The organism is Massilia sp. YIM B02443 (genome assembly GCF_030411955.1).
GTDB lineage: Bacteria > Pseudomonadota > Gammaproteobacteria > Burkholderiales > Burkholderiaceae_D > Telluria.
In genome coordinates this window covers 221577-239574 of sequence record NZ_JASNRA010000005.1, presented here as the reverse complement: position 1 = coordinate 239574, position 17998 = coordinate 221577, and the positions used below count along the sequence as shown (strand labels likewise).

Genomic DNA, 17998 nt, shown 5'->3' with positions numbered 1-17998 from the left:
GATCACGTGTGCTCCACGTTCTTTCCACATGCGCACTTGTCTTTCAAACAAATTATCTGCCCCATGCACCCCGTTGTACCAGAGGGCGCGCATGTGACTCCTTGTCGGAAATCAAGCTATCGTGCGGAAAGCTTGTCACATAGGCATTTCAGCACATGGGGCTAGATTGTGGCGCACACAAGAGATTTCTTGGATAAATTTTGTAAATCGGAATCCTTACCGAAGCCTTTGATTTACAAGAGGAAATACTTGATAACCTGAAGATCATAAATCGTTGTAAATAAAGTTCGATTCCAACCGCATATTTAACAATCTGAGCAGATCGACAATTACTTTCAGTACAGAAATACTGCCGCTTCATACACCATCCTCTCAGCCTGCAGCCCTGCCCCCGCACCGCTGTCTTGTAGGGACAGTCGCCGAAGTACGGTAAACTGCCTCGTACCCTTGTCGACCGACCGCTCGCCCTCACATCAGCACTTCATGCAGAAAAAAGTATTCATTAAAACCTTCGGTTGCCAGATGAACGAGTACGACTCGGACAAGATGGTCGACGTCCTCGGCGCCTCGGATGGACTGGTGCGCACTGACAAACCCGAAGACGCGGATGTGATCCTGCTCAATACCTGCTCGATTCGCGAAAAGGCGCAGGAAAAAGTCTTTTCCGACCTCGGTCGCCTGAAAGAACTCAAGCGCAACAAGCCCGAACTGGTGATTGGCGTCGGCGGCTGCGTCGCGTCGCAAGAAGGCGACGCCATCGTCAAGCGCGCCCCGTTCGTCGATGTGGTGTTCGGCCCGCAGACCCTGCACCGCCTGCCGCAACTGATCGAAAAGCGCCGCAGGCAGGGCACGGCCCAGGTCGACATCGCCTTCCCCGAGATCGAGAAGTTCGACTTCTTGCCACCGGCCAAGGTCGAAGGCCCGGTGGCCTACGTGTCGATCATGGAAGGCTGCAGCAAGTATTGCAGCTACTGCGTCGTGCCCTACACCCGCGGCGAGGAAGTCTCGCGCCGTTTCGAGGACGTGCTGACCGAGGTCGCCGGCCTGGCCGCCCAGGGCGTCAAGGAAATCATGCTGCTGGGCCAGAACGTGAACGCCTTCCGCGGCGCGATGGAGAACGGCGACACCGCCGATTTCGCCCTGCTGCTGGAATACATTGCCGAGATCCCCGGCATCGAGCGCCTGCGCTTCGTCACCAGCCACCCGAAGGAATTCAGCCAGCGCCTGATCGACGCCTATGCGAAGATCCCGCAGCTGGTCAGCCACCTGTACCTGCCGGTGCAGCACGGCTCGGACCGCATCCTGAGCGCGATGAAGCGCGGCTATACCGGCCTCGAATACAAATCGATCATCCGCCGCCTGCGCGCGGTGCGCCCCGGCATCACGTTCTCGTCCGACTTCATCGTCGGCTTCCCGGGCGAGACCGAGGCCGATTTCGAGGCCATGATGAAGCTGGTGCAAGACGTCGGCTTCGACAACAGTTTCAGTTTCATCTTCAGCAAACGCCCGGGCACGCCGGCAGCCAACCTCGAGGACGACACCCCGCACGAGGTCAAGCTGGCGCGCCTGCAACGGCTGCAGGCCCTGATCGACGCCAACACGCGCAAGCACAGCGCGGCGATGGTCGGGACCGTGCAGCGGGTGCTGGTCGAAGGACCGGCCAAGAAGGATCCAACGCAGCTCCAGGGCCGCGCGGAAAACAATCGTGTCGTCCTGTTCCCACTGGACGATGCCGGCATGCTGCTCGTCGGCCAGTTGACCGATGTGCGCATCAGCGCCAGCCACGATTACACCCTGCGCGGCGAACTCGTCGTTAACTCAGATACGATTGCCCAAGCCAGTTGAAAACACAGCCTACCCTGCCCTCGTACTTCATTCCCGAGCCGCTCGACAACACGCGGCTCGCCCACCTGTGCGGCCCGCTCGATGAAAACCTGCGCCAGATCTCGGCCGCGCTCGACGTGACCATCTTCCGCCGCGGCGAGAAATTCATCGTCAGCGGCGCCAACGCCGAACGCGCGGTCGAACTGCTGGAACGCTTCTATGCGGTGGCCAACAAGGTCGTGCCGATCGAGGAAGTGCAGCTGGCGCTGGTCGAGCAGCGCGCCGGCCTCAAGCCGCGCCTTGACGCCGACGCTCCGGCGAAAAATGCCGCCGCCCCGGATGCCGACCAGGAAGAAGCCGTCGACGCCGAGCCGGCGCCCGACGCCGAAAGCCCGCTGCTGAAAACCCGCCGCAGCGATCTGCGCGGCCGCACGCCGCACCAGATCCAGTACCTGCACGCGGTGCTGAACCACGACATCAGCTTCGGCATCGGCCCGGCCGGCACCGGCAAGACCTACCTGGCCGTGGCCTGCGCGGTCGATGCGCTCGAGCGCGACGCCGTCAAGCGCATCATCCTGACCCGTCCGGCGGTGGAAGCGGGCGAGCGCCTGGGCTTCCTGCCGGGCGACCTGGCGCAGAAGGTCGATCCTTACCTGCGTCCGCTGTACGACGCGCTGTACGACCTGCTCGGCTTCGACCGCACCCAGAAACTGTTCGAGAAGCAGGTGATCGAGATCGCCCCGCTGGCGTATATGCGCGGGCGTACGCTGAACCACGCCTTTGTGATCCTGGACGAAGCCCAGAACACGACGGTCGAGCAGATGAAGATGTTCCTGACCCGGATCGGCTTCGGCAGCAAGGCCGTGGTCACCGGCGACGTCACCCAGGTCGACCTGCACAAGACCCAGCGCAGCGGCCTGGTGGACGCCATGCACGTGCTGAAGGACGTGCGCGGCATCGCCTTCACCCAGTTCTCGAGCGCCGACGTGGTGCGCCACCCGCTGGTGGCGCGCATCATCGACGCCTACGACAAGGATACGTCGGTGCAGGAACTGGCCAATCTCCCCAAACCGACCCCGGTGAAACATGCAAGAAAAAAAACATCCACTTGATCTCGAGATCCAGTTCGCCGACACCCGGCTGCAGGACGTCATCAGCGAAGCCGACCTGCGCAAGTGGGTCGAGGCCGCCCTGCTCGGCCCGGCCGAGCTGACCATCCGCATCGTCGACGCCGAAGAGGGGCAAGCCCTGAACAAGGCCTATCGCGGCAAGGACTACGCCACCAACGTCCTGACCTTCGCCTACAACGAAGAGGAAGAACTGGGCGAGGACGACCCGACCCAGGCCGACATCGTGCTGTGCACCGACGTGCTGCAGCGCGAAGCCGAGGAGCAGAAGAAGACGGTCGAGGAACACGCGGCGCACCTGGTGGTGCACGGCGTGCTGCACGCCCAGGGCTGGGACCACGAGAACGACGACGACGCCGAAGAGATGGAGCAGTTCGAGCGCGACATCATGGAGGTGCTCGGGTATCCGGATCCGTACGCCGAATAAGCCACGCTCGCATTGGCGGAAGGATGGCTGAAACGCCGCGCTTGCATCGTCGAATGATGGCTGGCACGTAGGGTTGGCGGCTCTGCCGCTAACCCTACGTGGGTCGAACGCCTGCATTCATCGCGTATATTCCCTGCAAATGCATGCATCACAGCAATACGCACCACAAAAACCCCGGCGCGCACGCCTGCGTAAATATCAGGCCCATCCCCTTTTGGTGTATCCTATAACCATTGCAACAACGGCTTCCCGCCAACTATGCCCGAGTATCCCAGTGACGTCCGCCAGGACGCCAAACCCCATCGGTCGCTGTTCGAACGGCTGACCGCCCTCATCTCCCCCGAGCCCGAAAATCGTGCCGAGCTGCTCGAAGTCCTGCACGAAGCCCATGAACGCAAGCTGATCGACGCCGATGCGCTGTCGATGATCGAAGGCGTATTCCAGGTTTCCGACCTGTCGGTGCGCGACATCATGGTTCCCCGCTCGCAGATGGACGTGATCGACATCACCGATCCGATCGAGGAGTGGCTGCCGATCGTGCTGGAAACCCAGCACTCGCGCTTCCCTGCCATCGAAGGCGAACGCGACAAGGTGGTCGGCATCCTGCTCGCCAAGGACCTGCTGCGCTACTACGCCGAGGAATCGTTCGACGTGCGCGCCATGCTGCGCCCGGCGATCTTCATTCCCGAATCGAAACGCCTGAACGTGCTGCTGCGCGACTTCCGCGCCAACCACAACCACATGGCGATCGTGGTCGACGAGTATTCCGGCGTGGCCGGCCTGATCACGATCGAGGACGTGCTGGAACAGATCGTCGGCGACATCGAGGACGAATACGACTTCGACGAGGAAGAAGACAACATCCTGTCGATCCGCGAAGGCCAGCTGGGTCCGCGCTGGCGCGTCAAAGCGCTGACCGAGATCGAACAGTTCAACGAAGAAATCGGTGCCGACCTGCCCGAAGACGACGTCGACACCATCGGCGGCCTGGTGGCCAGCCACCTGGGACGCATGCCGCACAAGGGCGAAGTGGTCGACCTGCACAACCTGCGTTTCGAAATCCTGCGCGCCGACGCGCGCCAGATCCACGTGCTGCTGGTCGAGAAACTGCCGCTGGCTGAAGACGACCACGACTGATGCTGCGCCGCCGTACCGAGCCCGGGTCGACCTCCAACCCGGCTTCTGACCCTGTTTCTGCCCCGACCTTGCGCGGTACGCGGCCTTCATTGTTATTGCTGGCCGTCGCCGTCCTGGCAGGCGGCGCCTCCCTGCTCTCGTTCCAGCCGATCGGCTGGTGGCCGGTGCAATTCCTGTCGCTGGCCTGGCTGTTCTACCAGGTCGGCATGGGGACATCGGTCAAGCGCGCCACCCTGGTCGGCTGGGCCTTCGGCTTCGGCTGGTCGGTGGCCGGCATGCACTGGCTGTACATCTTCATGACCCGCTTCGCCCACCTGCCGGTGATCCTGGCGACGGTCGGCGTGATCCTGCTCGGCCTGTACATGGGCCTGTTCGGCGCGTTCGCCGCCGGCGTCGCCGCATGGATCCGCAAGCGCTGGTCGCTCCCCGTCGCCGCGTTCGTCCTGCTGGTATTACCCGTGACCTGGGGCGTATCGGAATGGATGCGCGGCTGGGTGTTCACCGGTTTCCCCTGGGCTTCGTCGGGCTACGCGCACGACACCGCGCCGCTGGCCGGTTACGCGCCGCTGATCGGCGTGTACGGCATGGGTATCCTGGTCGGCGTCATCGCCGGTTGCCTGGTGATGCTGACCCAGCGCGCGCGCTGGCAATCGGTCGGCTTGCTGGTGGCCGTGCTGGCGCTTGGCGCCGGCCTGCGCACGGTCGAATGGACGCAGCTGACCGGGCAGCCGATCACGGTGCGTCTGCTGCAAGGGAATATCCCGCAAGATCAAAAGTTCGATGAAGTGTTCCTGGCCAATATCCTGGAGCGCTATCACGGCTTGATCACCGCCGCGCCGGCCGACCTGGTGGCCACGCCGGAAACGGCGATTCCGCGCTTCCCGCAGAACCTGCCGCCAGACTACCTGGAAAGCCTGCAGCGCTTTTCGACCTCGACCGGCAGCACGCTGGCGATCGGCATGCCGCTGCTCGACGGTCCAAACCAGTATGCCAACAGCCTGGTTGCGATCAGCCCCGAGCCGAAGCCTTATCGCTACGACAAGGCGCACTTGGTGCCGTTCGGCGAATTCATTCCGCCAGGTTTCCGCTGGTTCACCGACATGATGAACATCCCGCTCAGCGACGCTACCCGTGGCGCCGCGCTGCAGGCGCCGTTCGCGGTCAAGGATCAATTGGTGCTGCCGAACATCTGCTATGAAGACGTGTTTGGCGAAGAAATCGCCTACCAGCTGCGCAATGCGCCGCGACCGGCGACCATGCTGCTGAACGTGTCGAACCTGTCGTGGTACGGGCAGACTGTGGCGATTCCGCAGCACCTGCAGATCTCGCGCCTGCGCACGCTTGAGACCGGGCGTCCGATGCTGCGTTCGACCAACGACGGCGCCACCGCCGTGATCGACCATCGCGGCAATATCACGCAGGTGCTGCCGTTCTATACCGACGGCGTCTTGACCGCGACCGTGCGCGGCGCCACCGGGATGACCCCGTTCATCCGCCTCGGCAGCGCCGCGTTCCTGCTGCTGGGCGCCCTCATGCTGCTCGGCGCCTGGCTCACCGGGCGCCGCTACCGCAATAACAAGGCCAAATCGAATAGCTGAGTCAAATCGCCCCCCAGCGGGGCGGGAAATTTCAGTAGAATTGGTCATTTGGCAAACATACCGTGTTCGCGGCAACATGTCCGCGTCCCATCAGAGATGCTCACATTCCAACAAATCATCCTCACCCTGCAAACCTACTGGGACAAGCAGGGCTGCGCACTGCTCCAGCCCTATGACATGGAAGTCGGCGCCGGCACCTTCCACACCGGCACCTTCCTGCGCGCGATCGGCCCGGAGCCATGGCGCGCCGCCTACGTGCAGCCGTCGCGCCGCCCGAAGGATGGCCGCTATGGCGAGAACCCGAACCGCCTGCAGCACTACTACCAGTACCAGGTGGTCCTCAAGCCCGCTCCCGAAAACATCCTCGACCTGTACCTCGGTTCGCTCGAAGCCCTTGGACTGGACCTGAAGAAGAACGACGTGCGCTTTGTCGAGGACGACTGGGAAAGCCCGACCCTGGGCGCCTGGGGCCTGGGCTGGGAAGTCTGGCTGAACGGCATGGAAGTCACCCAGTTCACCTATTTCCAGCAAGTCGGCGGCCTGGATTGCAAGCCGGTACTGGGCGAGATCACCTACGGCATCGAGCGCCTGGCGATGTACCTGCAGGGCGTCGAGAACGTGTACGACCTGGTGTGGACCGAGTGGGAAGAGAACGGCGTTCGCAAGTCGCTCAGCTACGGCGACGTCTTCCACCAGAACGAAGTCGAACAGTCGACCTACAACTTCGAGCACTCGAACACCGAGCTGCTGTTCCAGGCCTTCAACAACCACGAATCCGAAGCCAAGCGCCTGATCGAGCTGGAACTGACCCTGCCGGCCTACGAGCAGATCATGAAGGCCTCGCACAGCTTCAACCTGCTGGACGCGCGCGGAGCGATCTCGGTGACCGAGCGCGCCGCCTACATCGGCCGCGTGCGCACGCTGTCGCGCCTGGTGGCGCAAGCCTATTACGACTCGCGCGAGAAGCTCGGCTTCCCGATGGCGCCTAAAGCGGAACAAGCCGCAGCTTGATAAGAACAGAACAGACCATGAATCAAACACTCCTCGTCGAACTGCAGACCGAAGAACTGCCGCCGAAGGCGCTCGTCAAGCTGGGCGCGGCCTTTGCCGCCGGCATCACGAATGGCCTGAAGGCGCGCGACTTCCTGGAAGCCGACAGCGTCGCCACCACCTACGCCACCCCGCGCCGCCTGGCGGTGTCGATCACCAACGTCCGTGCCACCTCGCCCGACAAGTCGATCCGCGAAAAAGTGCTGCCGGTGTCGGTCGCCCTGGACAAGGACGGCAACCCGAGCGCACCGCTGGCCAAAAAGCTGGCCGCGCTGGGCTTCCCCGGCCTGAAAATTGAAGACCTGGAGCGCACCCAGGACGGCAAGGCCGAAAGCTTCTTCTACACCTACACCGCGGCCGGCAGCGCATTGGCCGGCGCCCTGCAGGACGTGCTGGCGGACACCGTCACCAAGCTGCCGATCCCGAAGGTCATGAGCTACCAGCGCCCCGACGGCGCCACCGTGCAGTTCGTGCGCCCGGTGCACCGCCTGCTGGCGCTGCACGGCGACGCCGTGCTGCCGCTGTCGCTGCTGGGTCTCGCTGCCGGCCGCCAGACCATCGGCCACCGCTTCCTGTCGCACGGTGAGGCATTCGACATCGACCACGCCGACAACTACGCGCGCGTGCTGGAAAGCGAAGGCAAGGTCATGTCGTCGGCCGAAGCGCGCAAGGACAGCATCCGCAAGCAGCTGCTCGAGAGAGCCGGCGCCGACCAGGTCCTGATGCCCGAATCGCTGCTGGACGAAGTGGCCGCGCTGGTCGAATGGCCGGTGGTCTACGAATGCCGCTTCGAGGACGAATTCCTGGCCGTGCCGCAGGAATGCCTGATCCTGACCATGCAAACGAACCAGAAATACTTCGCGCTGACCGACAGCGAAGGCAAGCTGCGTTCGCGCTTCCTGATCGTGTCGAACATCGCGACCGATGATCCGTCCGCGATCGTCGGCGGCAACGAGCGCGTGGTGCGCCCGCGCCTGTCGGACGCCAAGTTCTTCTTCGAGCAGGACAAGAAGAAGACGCTGGAGTCGCGCCTGCCGCAACTGTCCAGCGTGGTGTACCACAACAAGCTCGGCTCGCAGGCCGAACGCAGCGACCGCGTGACCAAGCTGGCCACCTGCATCGCCACCCGCCTCGGCTTCGATGCATCGCTGGCGCAACGCGGCGCGCGCCTGTCCAAGGCCGACCTGCTGACCGACATGGTCGGCGAGTTCCCCGAGCTGCAAGGCATCATGGGCACCTACTACGCCCGTCACGACGGCGAGCACGACGAAGTCGCGCGCGCGGCCTCGGAGCACTACCAGCCGCGCTTCGCCGGCGACGCCCTGCCGTCGACCGACACCGGCTTGGCCGTGGCGCTGGCCGACAAGCTGGAAACCCTGGTCGGCATCTGGGCCATCGGCCTGCAGCCGACCGGCGAAAAGGATCCGTTCGCGCTGCGCCGCCACGCGCTGGGCGTGATGCGCATGCTGGTCGAGAAGCGCCTGCCGCTGGCGCTGTCGGAACTGCTGGGCGACGCCGTCACCACGTTCGAAGGCCAGGCCGCCTTCAAGGACCCACGCGAGGAAGTCACCGCCTTCATGCTGGATCGCCTGCGCGGCATGCTGCGCGAACGCGGCTTCTCGCCGAACGAAGTCGAAGCCGTGCTGGCCCAGAACCCGGACCGGGTCGACGACGTGGTGCAGCGCCTGGAAGCGGTGCAGGCGTTTGCCGCACTGCCGGAAGCCGCGTCGCTGGCCGCCGCCAACAAGCGCATCACCAACATCCTCAAGAAGAACGAGGAAGCGTTGGCGCAAGCCGGCGAGGTCAATCCAGCCCTGCTGCAGGACGAGGCCGAGAAGAAGCTGGCCGCCGCCGTCACCCGCGTGCAGCCGGAAGTCGATGCGGCCTTCGCCGCTGGCGACTTCACCGGCACGCTCAAGACCCTGGCCCAGCTGCGCGACGACGTCGACGCCTTCTTCAACGACGTGATGGTGATGGCCGAGGATGTCGCCCTGCGCAACAACCGCCTGGCCCTGCTGCGCTCGCTGCACGGCATGATGAACCGCGTGGCCGACATCTCCAAGCTGGCGGCCTAAGAGCACACCATGAAACTCATCATCCTCGACCGGGACGGCGTCATCAACCACGACTCGCCCGACTTCATCAAGTCGCCGGCGGAGTGGACGCCGATCCCCGGTTCGCTGGAAGCGATCGCCCGCCTGAATCAGGCGGGCTACCGCGTGGTGGTCGCGACCAACCAGTCGGGCATCGCGCGCGAACTGTTCGACATCGCGACCCTCAACGCCATCCACGCCAAGATGCACGCGGCCGCCCAATTGGTGGGCGCGGACATCGACGCCATCTTCTTCTGCCCGCACGCGGCCATCGACGGCTGCGACTGCCGCAAGCCCAAGAACGGCATGTTCGAAGAGATCGGCAAGCGCTTCAAGATGAACCTGAAGGGCGTGCCGACGGTGGGCGATTCGCTGCGCGACCTGCAGGCCGGCTACAACAGCGGCTGCGTGCCGTTCCTGGTCCTGACCGGGAAAGGCGAGAAGACCCAGCTCACCGGCGGCCTGCCGCCCGGCACCCAGGTCTTCCCCGACCTGGCGGCGATGGTGAGCGCCTTCCTGAAACCCTCCGTGCAAGCCACGCAGGTGGCGCAAGCCATACCCGCCGTACAGACCAACAATTAAAAGTCGTACCTGTCCTGAACCAGATCGTTTTGTCCGGAGCCCCTTTGCGTAACCCTGTCCTGTTCCTGCGTTCCCTGCTCTTCACGATCGTGATGGTCGTGGCCACCGTGATCTGGGCCTGCCTGTGCTTCCTGGCGGCGCCGCTGCCCTACAACCAGCGCTTCTGGTTCACCTCGCGCTGGAACGTCTTCATCATCTGGTGCGCGCGCGTCATCTGCGGCATCCGCTACCAGTTCAAGGGCTACGAGAACCTGCCGGACGCGCCGGCGATCGTGCTCTCCAAGCACCAGTCGGCGTGGGAGACCATCTTCCTGCTGCCGAACCTGACCCGCCCCCTGGTCTTCGTCTTCAAGAAGGAAATCCTGTACATCCCCTTCTTCGGCTGGGCGATGGGATTGCTGCGCATGATCCCGATCGACCGCAAGCAGGGCAAGAACGCGTTCGCGCAGGTGGTCAAGCGCGGAAGGCATCGCCTGGCGGACGGCCAATGGATTATCATGTTCCCGGAAGGGACGCGAATCCCCGTCGGCCAGAAGGGCAAGTACAAGAGCGGCGGCACGCGCCTGGCTGTGGAAACACAGTCCGTGGTGGTGCCGATCGCGCACAATTCGGGCGAATGCTGGCCGAAGAACTCCTTCATCAAGCGCCCGGGCCTGATCACCGTCTCGATCGGCAAACCGATATCGCCGCAAGGCCATACCCCTGACAGTCTGATGCAAGAGGTAGAAAATTGGATAGAGTCGGAAATGCGCGTCATTTCGCCCCACGCCTACAAAGGTGGTTGAGCGAAGTAGAAACCCGGATCAGGAATTCGAAACCCCAGCACGCCATGGCATCTTCCAAGATGGACAGCCACCAGCTGGAACTGTTTGCACAAGAGTTTTTCGCGGCGCTCAAGCCTTCCACCAGGCCGGCGCCGCCCGCGCAGCCGCTGTTCAAGGCGCCCCCGGCGCCGCCCCGCATCAACCTTCCCGCGCCGCCGGTCGGCGCCAACGATCCCCCTTTGAAACGCATCGTGCTCGGCCACCACGTGGTCGACTACGCGCTGCGCCGCTCGTCGCGCCGTTCGATCGGTTTCACCATCGACGACGAGGGCCTGCGCGTGACGGCGCCGCGCCGTGTGACCCAGATCGACATCGACAACGCGCTGCGCGCCAAGGGCCGCTGGATCGTCACCAAGCTGCTCGAACGCGGCGAGCGGCGCGAACAGCGCCAGCAGCGCGCGCCGGTGGAATGGAAGGATGGCGCGCGCCTGCCCTACCTGGGCGGCGAGATCGTGCTGCGGCTGGAAGAAGCGGAGCGCAGCCACTGCCAGTTCGACGCGGCCAACGGAGAGCTGTGGATCGGCGTGGTGCCGGGGCTGTCGGAGTGGCAGCTCAAGGAGCGCGTCAAGCTGTGGTTCCAGGCCGAGGCCAAGCGGCTGTTCAGGGAGCGCCTGGATCACTTCGCGCCGCTGTTGAACGTCACGTACCGCGCATTCGCGCTGTCGTCGGCCGGCTCGCGCTGGGGCTCGTGCACGGTCGGCGGCAGCATCCGCCTCAACTGGCGGCTGATTCATTATCCGCCGGCGCTGATCGACTACGTGGTGGCGCACGAACTGGCGCACCTGCGCGAGATGAACCATAGTCCTGCGTTCTGGGCCACGGTGGGCGAAGTGTATCCGGATTACGATGGCGCGCGGCTGGCGTTGCGCAAGCGCTCGCACGAGATGCCGGTGCTGTTCGAGGAGTGACCGCTACCCGACAGCGCGGTCATTCAGGCGGTGACGATCAGCGCACACTCAACTCGTGACGCGCCGCCACCAGATCGCGCATCGCCGTCATCTGCCCCTCCGACAAGCAGCGGAACGGAATCGGCAAGGTGCCGCGCTTGAGCACCATCATGAACCCGCGCGAATAGGTGCGCACCGCGCTCACGTCTTCCCAGTCGATCAGCGTCACGCCGCCGCTGGTGCGCACGATGCCGTGTTCGTCGATCGTGAATTCATAGGTGCGCCGTCCGCGCCCCAGCAGCACGAAATTGAGCGCGGCGCTGAAAGTGCTTTTCAGGCGCAGGAAGAAGCTGGCGGGCCAGCGCACGCGGCGGCGGCGAATCAGGAAGCCGCCGTGCTGCCACATGAAGCTGGTATACTCGCGCAGCGTATAACGCACGAAGAAGTGCAGCGCGTCGAGCGGGAGCACGCCGCTGCCGGCGTCAAGGCGGGGCGGGGTCGAAACCTTGTCGGGCGATCCAACAGTCATCATCGTCTCCAGCGCCTGAGCCGCTTGCTCCTGCACCAGAACAGCGACTGGCTTTCCACTACCGACCGGCCTCGGGTGATTGAACGACAACATGTGCATCCCCTTATAGTTTTGTACCGTGCAGATCGGAATGGTATCAAAACCTAGCGAATAACTCGTTGCAGGAGTTCAACAGTGCGCAGGGTCGCGCCGCGATGACGGCGGGCGAACGCGAGGGCCCTGGCGCCCATCTCCATGCGCGCCGCATGGTCGCGCAGCAGACGCGCCGCCTCGTTCGCGAGCGCATCGGCATCCTTCACGCGCAGCGCGGCGCCGTCGCCCACCGCCTCGATCGTGGCGTCGAGAAAGTTGAAGGTGTGCTCGCCCACCAGCACCGGCTTGCCCAGCGCGCAGGCTTCGATCAGGTTCTGGCCCCCCAACGGCAGCAGGCTGCCGCCGATGTAGGCGCAATCGCAGGCGGCGTAATAGGCGAACATCTCGCCCATCGAGTCGCCCAGCAGCACGTCGGCGCCGTCGATGGCATGGTCAAGATCGAGCTGCGAGCGGCGCGCCAGCCGCATGCCGCGCGCCGTGACCAGATCGGCCACTTCGTCGAAGCGCTGCGGATGGCGCGGCACCAGCAATAGCAGGCTGCCTGCGGGCTTGTCCGCCAGGCGCTGCCAGGCGTCGAGGATCAAGACTTCTTCGCCTTCGCGCGTGCTGGCGCACAGGAACACGGGACGTTCCGGGCCGCCGGCGCGGATGTGGCTGCGCAGCCAGTCGCCCTTTTCCAGCGCGCTGGCGGGTGGCGTGACGTCGAACTTGACGCTGCCGGTGACTTCCACGTTGGACGCGCCCAGCGAGCGGATACGGGCCGCATCGAGCTCGGTCTGGGCCGCCACCAGGGTAAATGCGCGCGCCGCTTCCTGCATCACGGCGCCGGCCTTCTGGCCGCGCCTGAGCGAGCGCTCGGACAGGCGCGCGTTGGCCAGCACCACCGGCACGTCCATGCGCGCGCAGGCGTGGAGCAGGTTGGGCCAGACCTCGGTTTCCATCAGGATCACCGCGCGCGGCCGGTGGCGACGCAGGAAGCGTCTGGTCATGCTGCCGGTGTCGTACGGCAGATAAGCCTGCACCACCCGCTCGCCATGGTGCGCGAACAGCTGGCGCCCGGTGGCACGCCCGGTCGGGGTCATGTGGGTGAGCAGGATGCGGCAGTCGGGATAGGCCTTCAGCAGCGCATCGACCACCGGTTCGGCGGCGCGCGTCTCGCCGACCGAGACCGCATGCAGCACGATGGTGGCCTGGCCTTCGGCCGGGCCGCCCAGCGCCAGCCGTTCGCCCCAATGCTCACGGTAGCCCGGCTCCTTGCGGCCGCGCCACCACAGTCGTCCGAGGACGGCCGGCAGCGCCAGCCACCACAGGCCGGAATACAGGGTGCGGTTCATGCGCGCGCCAACAGTTCGCGCGCCGCCGCGATCACCTCGTTGGCGGACGGCGGCGCACCCAGGTCGCCCAGGTTGACGATGCGATCGGACCAGTTGCCCTCGGTTTTCCACCTGGGCGAGTCGGCATAGATCTCGATCGTCGGCCGGACAAAAGCAGCGGCGATGTGGGTCAGGCCCGTGTCGACGCCAACCGCCAGCGCCGCGTTCTGCGCCACCTGGACCGCGTCCATCATCGACAGCCTGGGCAGCACGCGCGCGTTCGGCATGGCGGCCGCCAATGCTTCCGCATCGGCGCGTTCGCTTGGTGAGCCCCAGGGCAGCAGCACCGGCATCGGCGCCAGCGCGGCGGCCAGCGCGATCCAGTTGGCGTCGGACCACTTCTTGGCCGCGCGCGCGGTGCCGTGGAAGAACACGGCGTAATCTTCGCGCGGCAGGAAATCGGGACGCGTATCGGCAGCTTGCGGCGCCGGCAGGCCGAAGTCGGGCGCCGTGTCGACCGGGTAGCCGAGCGCATTGCCCGCCACCAGGCGTCCGCGCGCCACTGCGTGGGTACGCGGGTCGAGCGGGATGCTTTGCGTGTGGAAGATGCGCGAGATGCCTTCGTAGCCCGAGCCTTCGCTGCCGTTGGCCAGGCCGACCTTCCTGCCACCCTTCTTGATGCGCGCGGCGCCCATGATGATGCCGGTCTTGAGCAGGCCCTGGGTGTCGAACACAACGTCGTATTCTTCTTCGCGCAGGTTGGCGAAGAAGGCGCGGATCTCGGCGCGCGTCTCCTTCCTGCCCAGGCCCTTGCGCCAGCGCCGCAGCGACCACGGAATGATCTTGCGCACGTGGGGATTCAGGCGCACCAGGCTGACGTAGCCCTCTTCCACCACCCAGTCAATCGTGGCGCCGGGATGGCGCCGCAGCAGGTCGGCCACCATCGGCAGGTTGTGCAGGACGTCGCCCAGCGACGACACGCGCACCAGCAGGATCTTCAAGCGTCTACCCTCAGAACGGCAAATCGGCGTCCGGCTTGGCGGCCAGGATCACGCTCTTGAACTCGGACTGAATACGCGCGAGAGCTTCCGGGTTCTCGCCCTCGAAACGCAGCACCACCACCGGCGTCGTGTTCGACGAGCGCGCCAGGCCGAAGCCGTCCGCGTACTCGACGCGCAGGCCGTCGATGTCGTTGATCTTTTCCGAGGTCGGGAATGTGGCCTCGGTACGCAGCTTGTCGATCAGCGCGAAGTTCTCGCCTTCCTGCAGGTGCAGGTGCAGTTCCGGGGTGCTGCTGGCGATCGGCAGGCCGTTCAGCAGCGCCGACGGATCCGCTTCCTTGGTCAGGATCTCGAGCATGCGCGCGCCCGAGTACAGGCCGTCGTCGAAACCGTACCAGCGGTCCTTGAAGAAGATATGGCCGCTCATCTCGCCGCCCAGCGGGGCGCCGGTTTCCTTCAGCTTGGCCTTGACCAGCGAGTGACCGGTCTTCCACATCAGCGGCTTGCCGCCGTGCTGTTCGATGTACGGCGCCAGGTGGCGCGTGCACTTGACGTCGTACAGGATCTCGCCGCCCGGATTGCGCGACAGGACATCGGCCGCGAACAGCATCATCTGGCGGTCCGGGAAGATGATCTGGCCATCCTTGGTGACCAGGCCCAGGCGGTCGCCGTCGCCGTCGAAGGCCAGGCCGATCTCGGCGTCGGTCTCCTGCAGCGCCTTGATGACGTCCTGCAGGTTTTCCGGGTGCGCCGGGTCCGGGTGGTGGTTCGGGAAGTGGCCGTCCACCTCGCAGAACAGTTCGATGACCTCGGCGCCCATGCCGCGGAACAGGTCGCCCGCGAAGGCGCCGGCCACGCCGTTGCCGCAGTCGACCACGATCTTGATCGGGCGCGCCAGCTTGACGTCGCCAATGATGCGCTCGAGGTAGGCGGCGCGGATGTCGTGGGTGCCGTAGGCGCCGCGCTGCTCGGCGATGGCGCCGTCGTAGGCGGCGATGCTGTCATGCAGGCCGGTGATCGCGTCGCCGTAAATGGCTTCGCCCACCATCACCATCTTGAAGCCGTTGTAGTCCGGCGGATTGTGGCTGCCGGTGACCATGATGCCCGAGCGGGTGTCGAGCACATTGGTGGCGAAATAGACCATGGGCGTGGCGACCATGCCGAGGTCGATCACGTCGACGCCGGCGTCGCGCAGGCCTTCGGCCAGGGCGCCGGCCAGTTCCGGGCCCGACAGGCGTCCGTCGCGGCCGATCACGACCTTGCGCTCTCCCTTGGCCAGCGCGGCGGCGCCGAAGGCACGGCCGATGTGGCGCGCGATGCCGGCATCCAGCGTCTTGTCGATGATGCCGCGGATGTCATAGGCCTTGAAGATCGTTTTCGAGAGAGCAACCATTTTCTTCCTTGGAGTACGTGGGCAAAGCGACTGCGGCGCCATCGGTGGCGGCATCGTTGCGGGTGTTGGAGGAATGACAAAATTGCTTGCTATTGTACCGGCAAGCGCTGACGCGTGGGAGTGGCGCGGATCGGTGGTGACGCTCGGTGAAACTTCAGGGACGGATTGGTGACATCTGGAGACGATGCCGGGACAGGTCCGGTGTGCCGGCCAGGCAATGCGCAGCAGGAAAATGTGACGACGATGGCAGCAGGCTGCCGGCGCCGGCGTCGCGATGACGCCGGCGCGATTGCCGGCTTGCCGCAGCGCGTTGCTACGGCCCGGCATGCCGCTCCGGCTGGCGGAGCGGCATTGGCATCAAACGCGCAGGTCGTCGATCGACTTGCCGCCTTCGACCCATTCCTTGACCCACTTTGGCTGACGGCCGCGGCCGGTCCATTGCTGGTTGTTGTCTTCCGGGTGGCGATAACGCACGGCGACCGATGCGCCCTTCGAACCGCGGCCGCTGGCGGCGATCAGGTCTTTCAGCGGCATGCCGACGCTTTGTGCGATTGCCAGGATTTGCTCGCGCGCTTTTTGCACTTCCTGGACTTCGCGTTTTTTCATTTCCTGCTTGATTTGTTCCTGCAGGTTGCGCAAATCGCCTACGGACATATTCGACAGATCCATCATCGTTCCTCGTTCGTTAAAAATGAATACAGATTCAGCAATTGCTCGCTGTGGGAATTCTCACCAATTGTCGCAATATACTAACATCAATATTACACCATTAGTCCTTTCTGTTTAAAAAAAGCCAGCGTGGGGACTTGAATCGAACAATACGTCCGTACAACCAGAGGTAACTGATTATGAACAACAAACAGAAAAAGATCAGCACTCCCGTGTTTTTCCAGAACACCGTCGCGGGTATCACCGCAGTGAGTGAAAACAACCATAAATAAGGTGAGGTACGCGCATTGCGTTTCATCAGTGCGCGTGCTTCGCGCGGGCCCACCGTCCATTGGACAATACGCCTGAAAATCAAACTGTGCAGGTGAATCCCGTCCGGCATCGCCGGTGACTTGCCGCGTACAAACATACGGCGATAAGCCGAAAAGACGGTTTCGAATGCAGGATAAATCAGCAGCAGCGCGGCATACCAGGTCGATACACCGGGATTGCGCATTACCAGCAGCAGCGCCAGTTCTCCCAGCAGGAATCCGAGAAAATAAGCGCCGCCGTCGCCGAGGAAAATCAGGCCCACCGGATAGTTCCAGATCAGGAAGCCGGCAGTGGCGCCGGCCACGATCAGCGCCGCCACCAGCACGAACATGTCGCCCACCTGCAGCGCCACGTAGGCCAGCGACAGCAGCATGAAGATGCAGACCACGCTGGCCAGGCCATTGAAACCGTCGATGATGTTGACCGCGTTGGCGATGCCGGCCACCGCCAGCAGCGTCAACGGCAGCACCAGCCAGCCGGCCTGCAGCGCCAATACCCCCCAGGGCAGGTCGATGCGCATCACGCGCGCATCGAGCAGCCAATATCCGAACCCGGCCGCAATCAGTGTCAATAGCAGGCGCCGCCCCGGCGACACCTTTCCCGTATAGTCCTCGACAATGCCGCCGGCCAGCGCAATCGCGCCGCATCCAATCAAGGTCATCAGCCATGGCGCGATTGCCGGCTGGCGTAAAACGGAAATTCCGGAAGCGACGATCACGGCCAAAAAAATCGGAATGCCGCCGATGCGCGCCACTGCATGCGTGTGCACTTTCTGCACTCCGGCAAAATCGCCATCGAGTGCGAACCCGTTTTTGCGCGTGCTCTTAATGACCAGCAGTGTCAGCAATGCACATGCCAGGAAACTCACGAAAAAGGAGAACATTATTGTTTTCTTTCGGCGCCTTTCGCGGCGTCTCTCCATGGAGCGGCTGCTGGGAAATAGCACAGCCACAGCTCCGGTAATTCAGGCAGGGCCGTGTCTCTAATCGGCCATGCATTCACGTGCACCAATGCGCATTAATCCCAACCATGCTGCATTGATTGTACCGGAATGAAACGGCAAGTCCGGGCGCACGGTTTTATCGTGCTCGCCGTGTTGGAAATGAGTCAAACGATGGTCGTGCGCCTGTGGACGGCGC

16 protein-coding genes are annotated in these 17998 nt (G+C 64.1%); 10 read left to right on the top strand and 6 right to left on the bottom strand.

Annotated features, from left to right (window positions below; translation table 11 throughout):
* Window positions 1–483 precede the first annotated feature (483 nt).
* The 10 genes from miaB (at window position 484) to QPK27_RS07960 (ending at window position 11570) form a co-directional block, all read left to right on the top strand.
* The gene (gene miaB, locus QPK27_RS08005; protein ID WP_290417682.1) at window positions 484–1845 is read left to right on the top strand and encodes a tRNA (N6-isopentenyl adenosine(37)-C2)-methylthiotransferase MiaB; all 1362 of its coding nucleotides are present in this window, start codon (window positions 484–486) and stop codon (window positions 1843–1845) included.
* Window positions 1842–2936, top strand: a complete 1095-nt coding sequence (locus QPK27_RS08000) for a PhoH family protein (protein ID WP_290417681.1) — start codon at window positions 1842–1844, stop codon at window positions 2934–2936. Before miaB ends, QPK27_RS08000 begins: the two co-directional genes overlap by 4 nt.
* Complete coding sequence (gene ybeY, locus QPK27_RS07995; protein WP_290417680.1) at window positions 2911–3378, top strand: rRNA maturation RNase YbeY; 468 nt, start codon at window positions 2911–2913, stop codon at window positions 3376–3378. The genes QPK27_RS08000 and ybeY overlap by 26 nt, the downstream gene beginning before the upstream one ends.
* Before the next feature lie 258 nt (window positions 3379–3636).
* The gene (locus QPK27_RS07990; protein ID WP_290417679.1) at window positions 3637–4515 is read left to right on the top strand and encodes an HlyC/CorC family transporter; all 879 of its coding nucleotides are present in this window, start codon (window positions 3637–3639) and stop codon (window positions 4513–4515) included.
* Complete coding sequence (lnt, locus tag QPK27_RS07985; protein ID WP_374047029.1) at window positions 4515–6113, top strand: apolipoprotein N-acyltransferase; 1599 nt, start codon at window positions 4515–4517, stop codon at window positions 6111–6113. The genes QPK27_RS07990 and lnt overlap by 1 nt, the downstream gene beginning before the upstream one ends.
* A 96-nt stretch (window positions 6114–6209) precedes the next feature.
* Window positions 6210–7124, top strand: coding sequence for a glycine--tRNA ligase subunit alpha (gene glyQ / locus QPK27_RS07980; protein ID WP_290417677.1), 915 nt, complete (start codon window positions 6210–6212; stop codon window positions 7122–7124).
* 17 nt (window positions 7125–7141) lie between these two features.
* Window positions 7142–9238: a glycine--tRNA ligase subunit beta gene (gene glyS / locus QPK27_RS07975; protein ID WP_290417676.1), complete on the top strand. Its 2097-nt coding sequence runs from the start codon at window positions 7142–7144 to the stop codon at window positions 9236–9238.
* 9 nt (window positions 9239–9247) lie between these two features.
* Window positions 9248–9838, top strand: a complete 591-nt coding sequence (gene gmhB, locus QPK27_RS07970; protein WP_290417675.1) for a D-glycero-beta-D-manno-heptose 1,7-bisphosphate 7-phosphatase — start codon at window positions 9248–9250, stop codon at window positions 9836–9838.
* A gap of 44 nt (window positions 9839–9882) precedes the next feature.
* The gene (locus QPK27_RS07965; protein ID WP_290417674.1) at window positions 9883–10623 is read left to right on the top strand and encodes a 1-acyl-sn-glycerol-3-phosphate acyltransferase; all 741 of its coding nucleotides are present in this window, start codon (window positions 9883–9885) and stop codon (window positions 10621–10623) included.
* 44 nt (window positions 10624–10667) lie between these two features.
* Window positions 10668–11570, top strand: coding sequence for a M48 family metallopeptidase (locus tag QPK27_RS07960; RefSeq protein WP_290417673.1), 903 nt, complete (start codon window positions 10668–10670; stop codon window positions 11568–11570).
* A gap of 37 nt (window positions 11571–11607) precedes the next feature.
* Here QPK27_RS07960 and QPK27_RS07955 read toward each other — a convergent pair whose 3' ends face one another.
* From QPK27_RS07955 to QPK27_RS07930, 6 genes are all read right to left on the bottom strand, one after another.
* Window positions 11608–12081 carry a YcxB family protein gene (locus tag QPK27_RS07955; protein ID WP_290417672.1) on the bottom strand — a complete coding sequence of 158 codons (474 nt, stop codon included), beginning with the start codon at window positions 12079–12081 and terminating at the stop codon, window positions 11608–11610.
* Window positions 12082–12221: 140 nt separating this feature from the next.
* The gene (gene waaA, locus QPK27_RS07950) at window positions 12222–13505 is read right to left on the bottom strand and encodes a lipid IV(A) 3-deoxy-D-manno-octulosonic acid transferase (RefSeq protein ID WP_290417671.1); all 1284 of its coding nucleotides are present in this window, start codon (window positions 13503–13505) and stop codon (window positions 12222–12224) included.
* Entirely contained in the window at window positions 13502–14485 is a 984-nt protein-coding gene (waaC, locus tag QPK27_RS07945) for a lipopolysaccharide heptosyltransferase I (protein WP_290417670.1), read from the bottom strand. Before waaC ends, waaA begins: the two co-directional genes overlap by 4 nt.
* A gap of 10 nt (window positions 14486–14495) precedes the next feature.
* Entirely contained in the window at window positions 14496–15878 is a 1383-nt protein-coding gene (locus QPK27_RS07940; RefSeq protein WP_290417669.1) for a phosphomannomutase/phosphoglucomutase, read from the bottom strand.
* Window positions 15879–16235: 357 nt separating this feature from the next.
* Window positions 16236–16547: an H-NS histone family protein gene (locus tag QPK27_RS07935; protein ID WP_290417703.1), complete on the bottom strand. Its 312-nt coding sequence runs from the start codon at window positions 16545–16547 to the stop codon at window positions 16236–16238.
* A gap of 100 nt (window positions 16548–16647) precedes the next feature.
* A complete protein-coding gene (locus QPK27_RS07930) occupies window positions 16648–17742 on the bottom strand; it encodes a glycosyltransferase (RefSeq protein ID WP_290417668.1) in 1095 nt (364 codons plus the stop codon).
* Window positions 17743–17998: the final 256 nt, after the last annotated feature.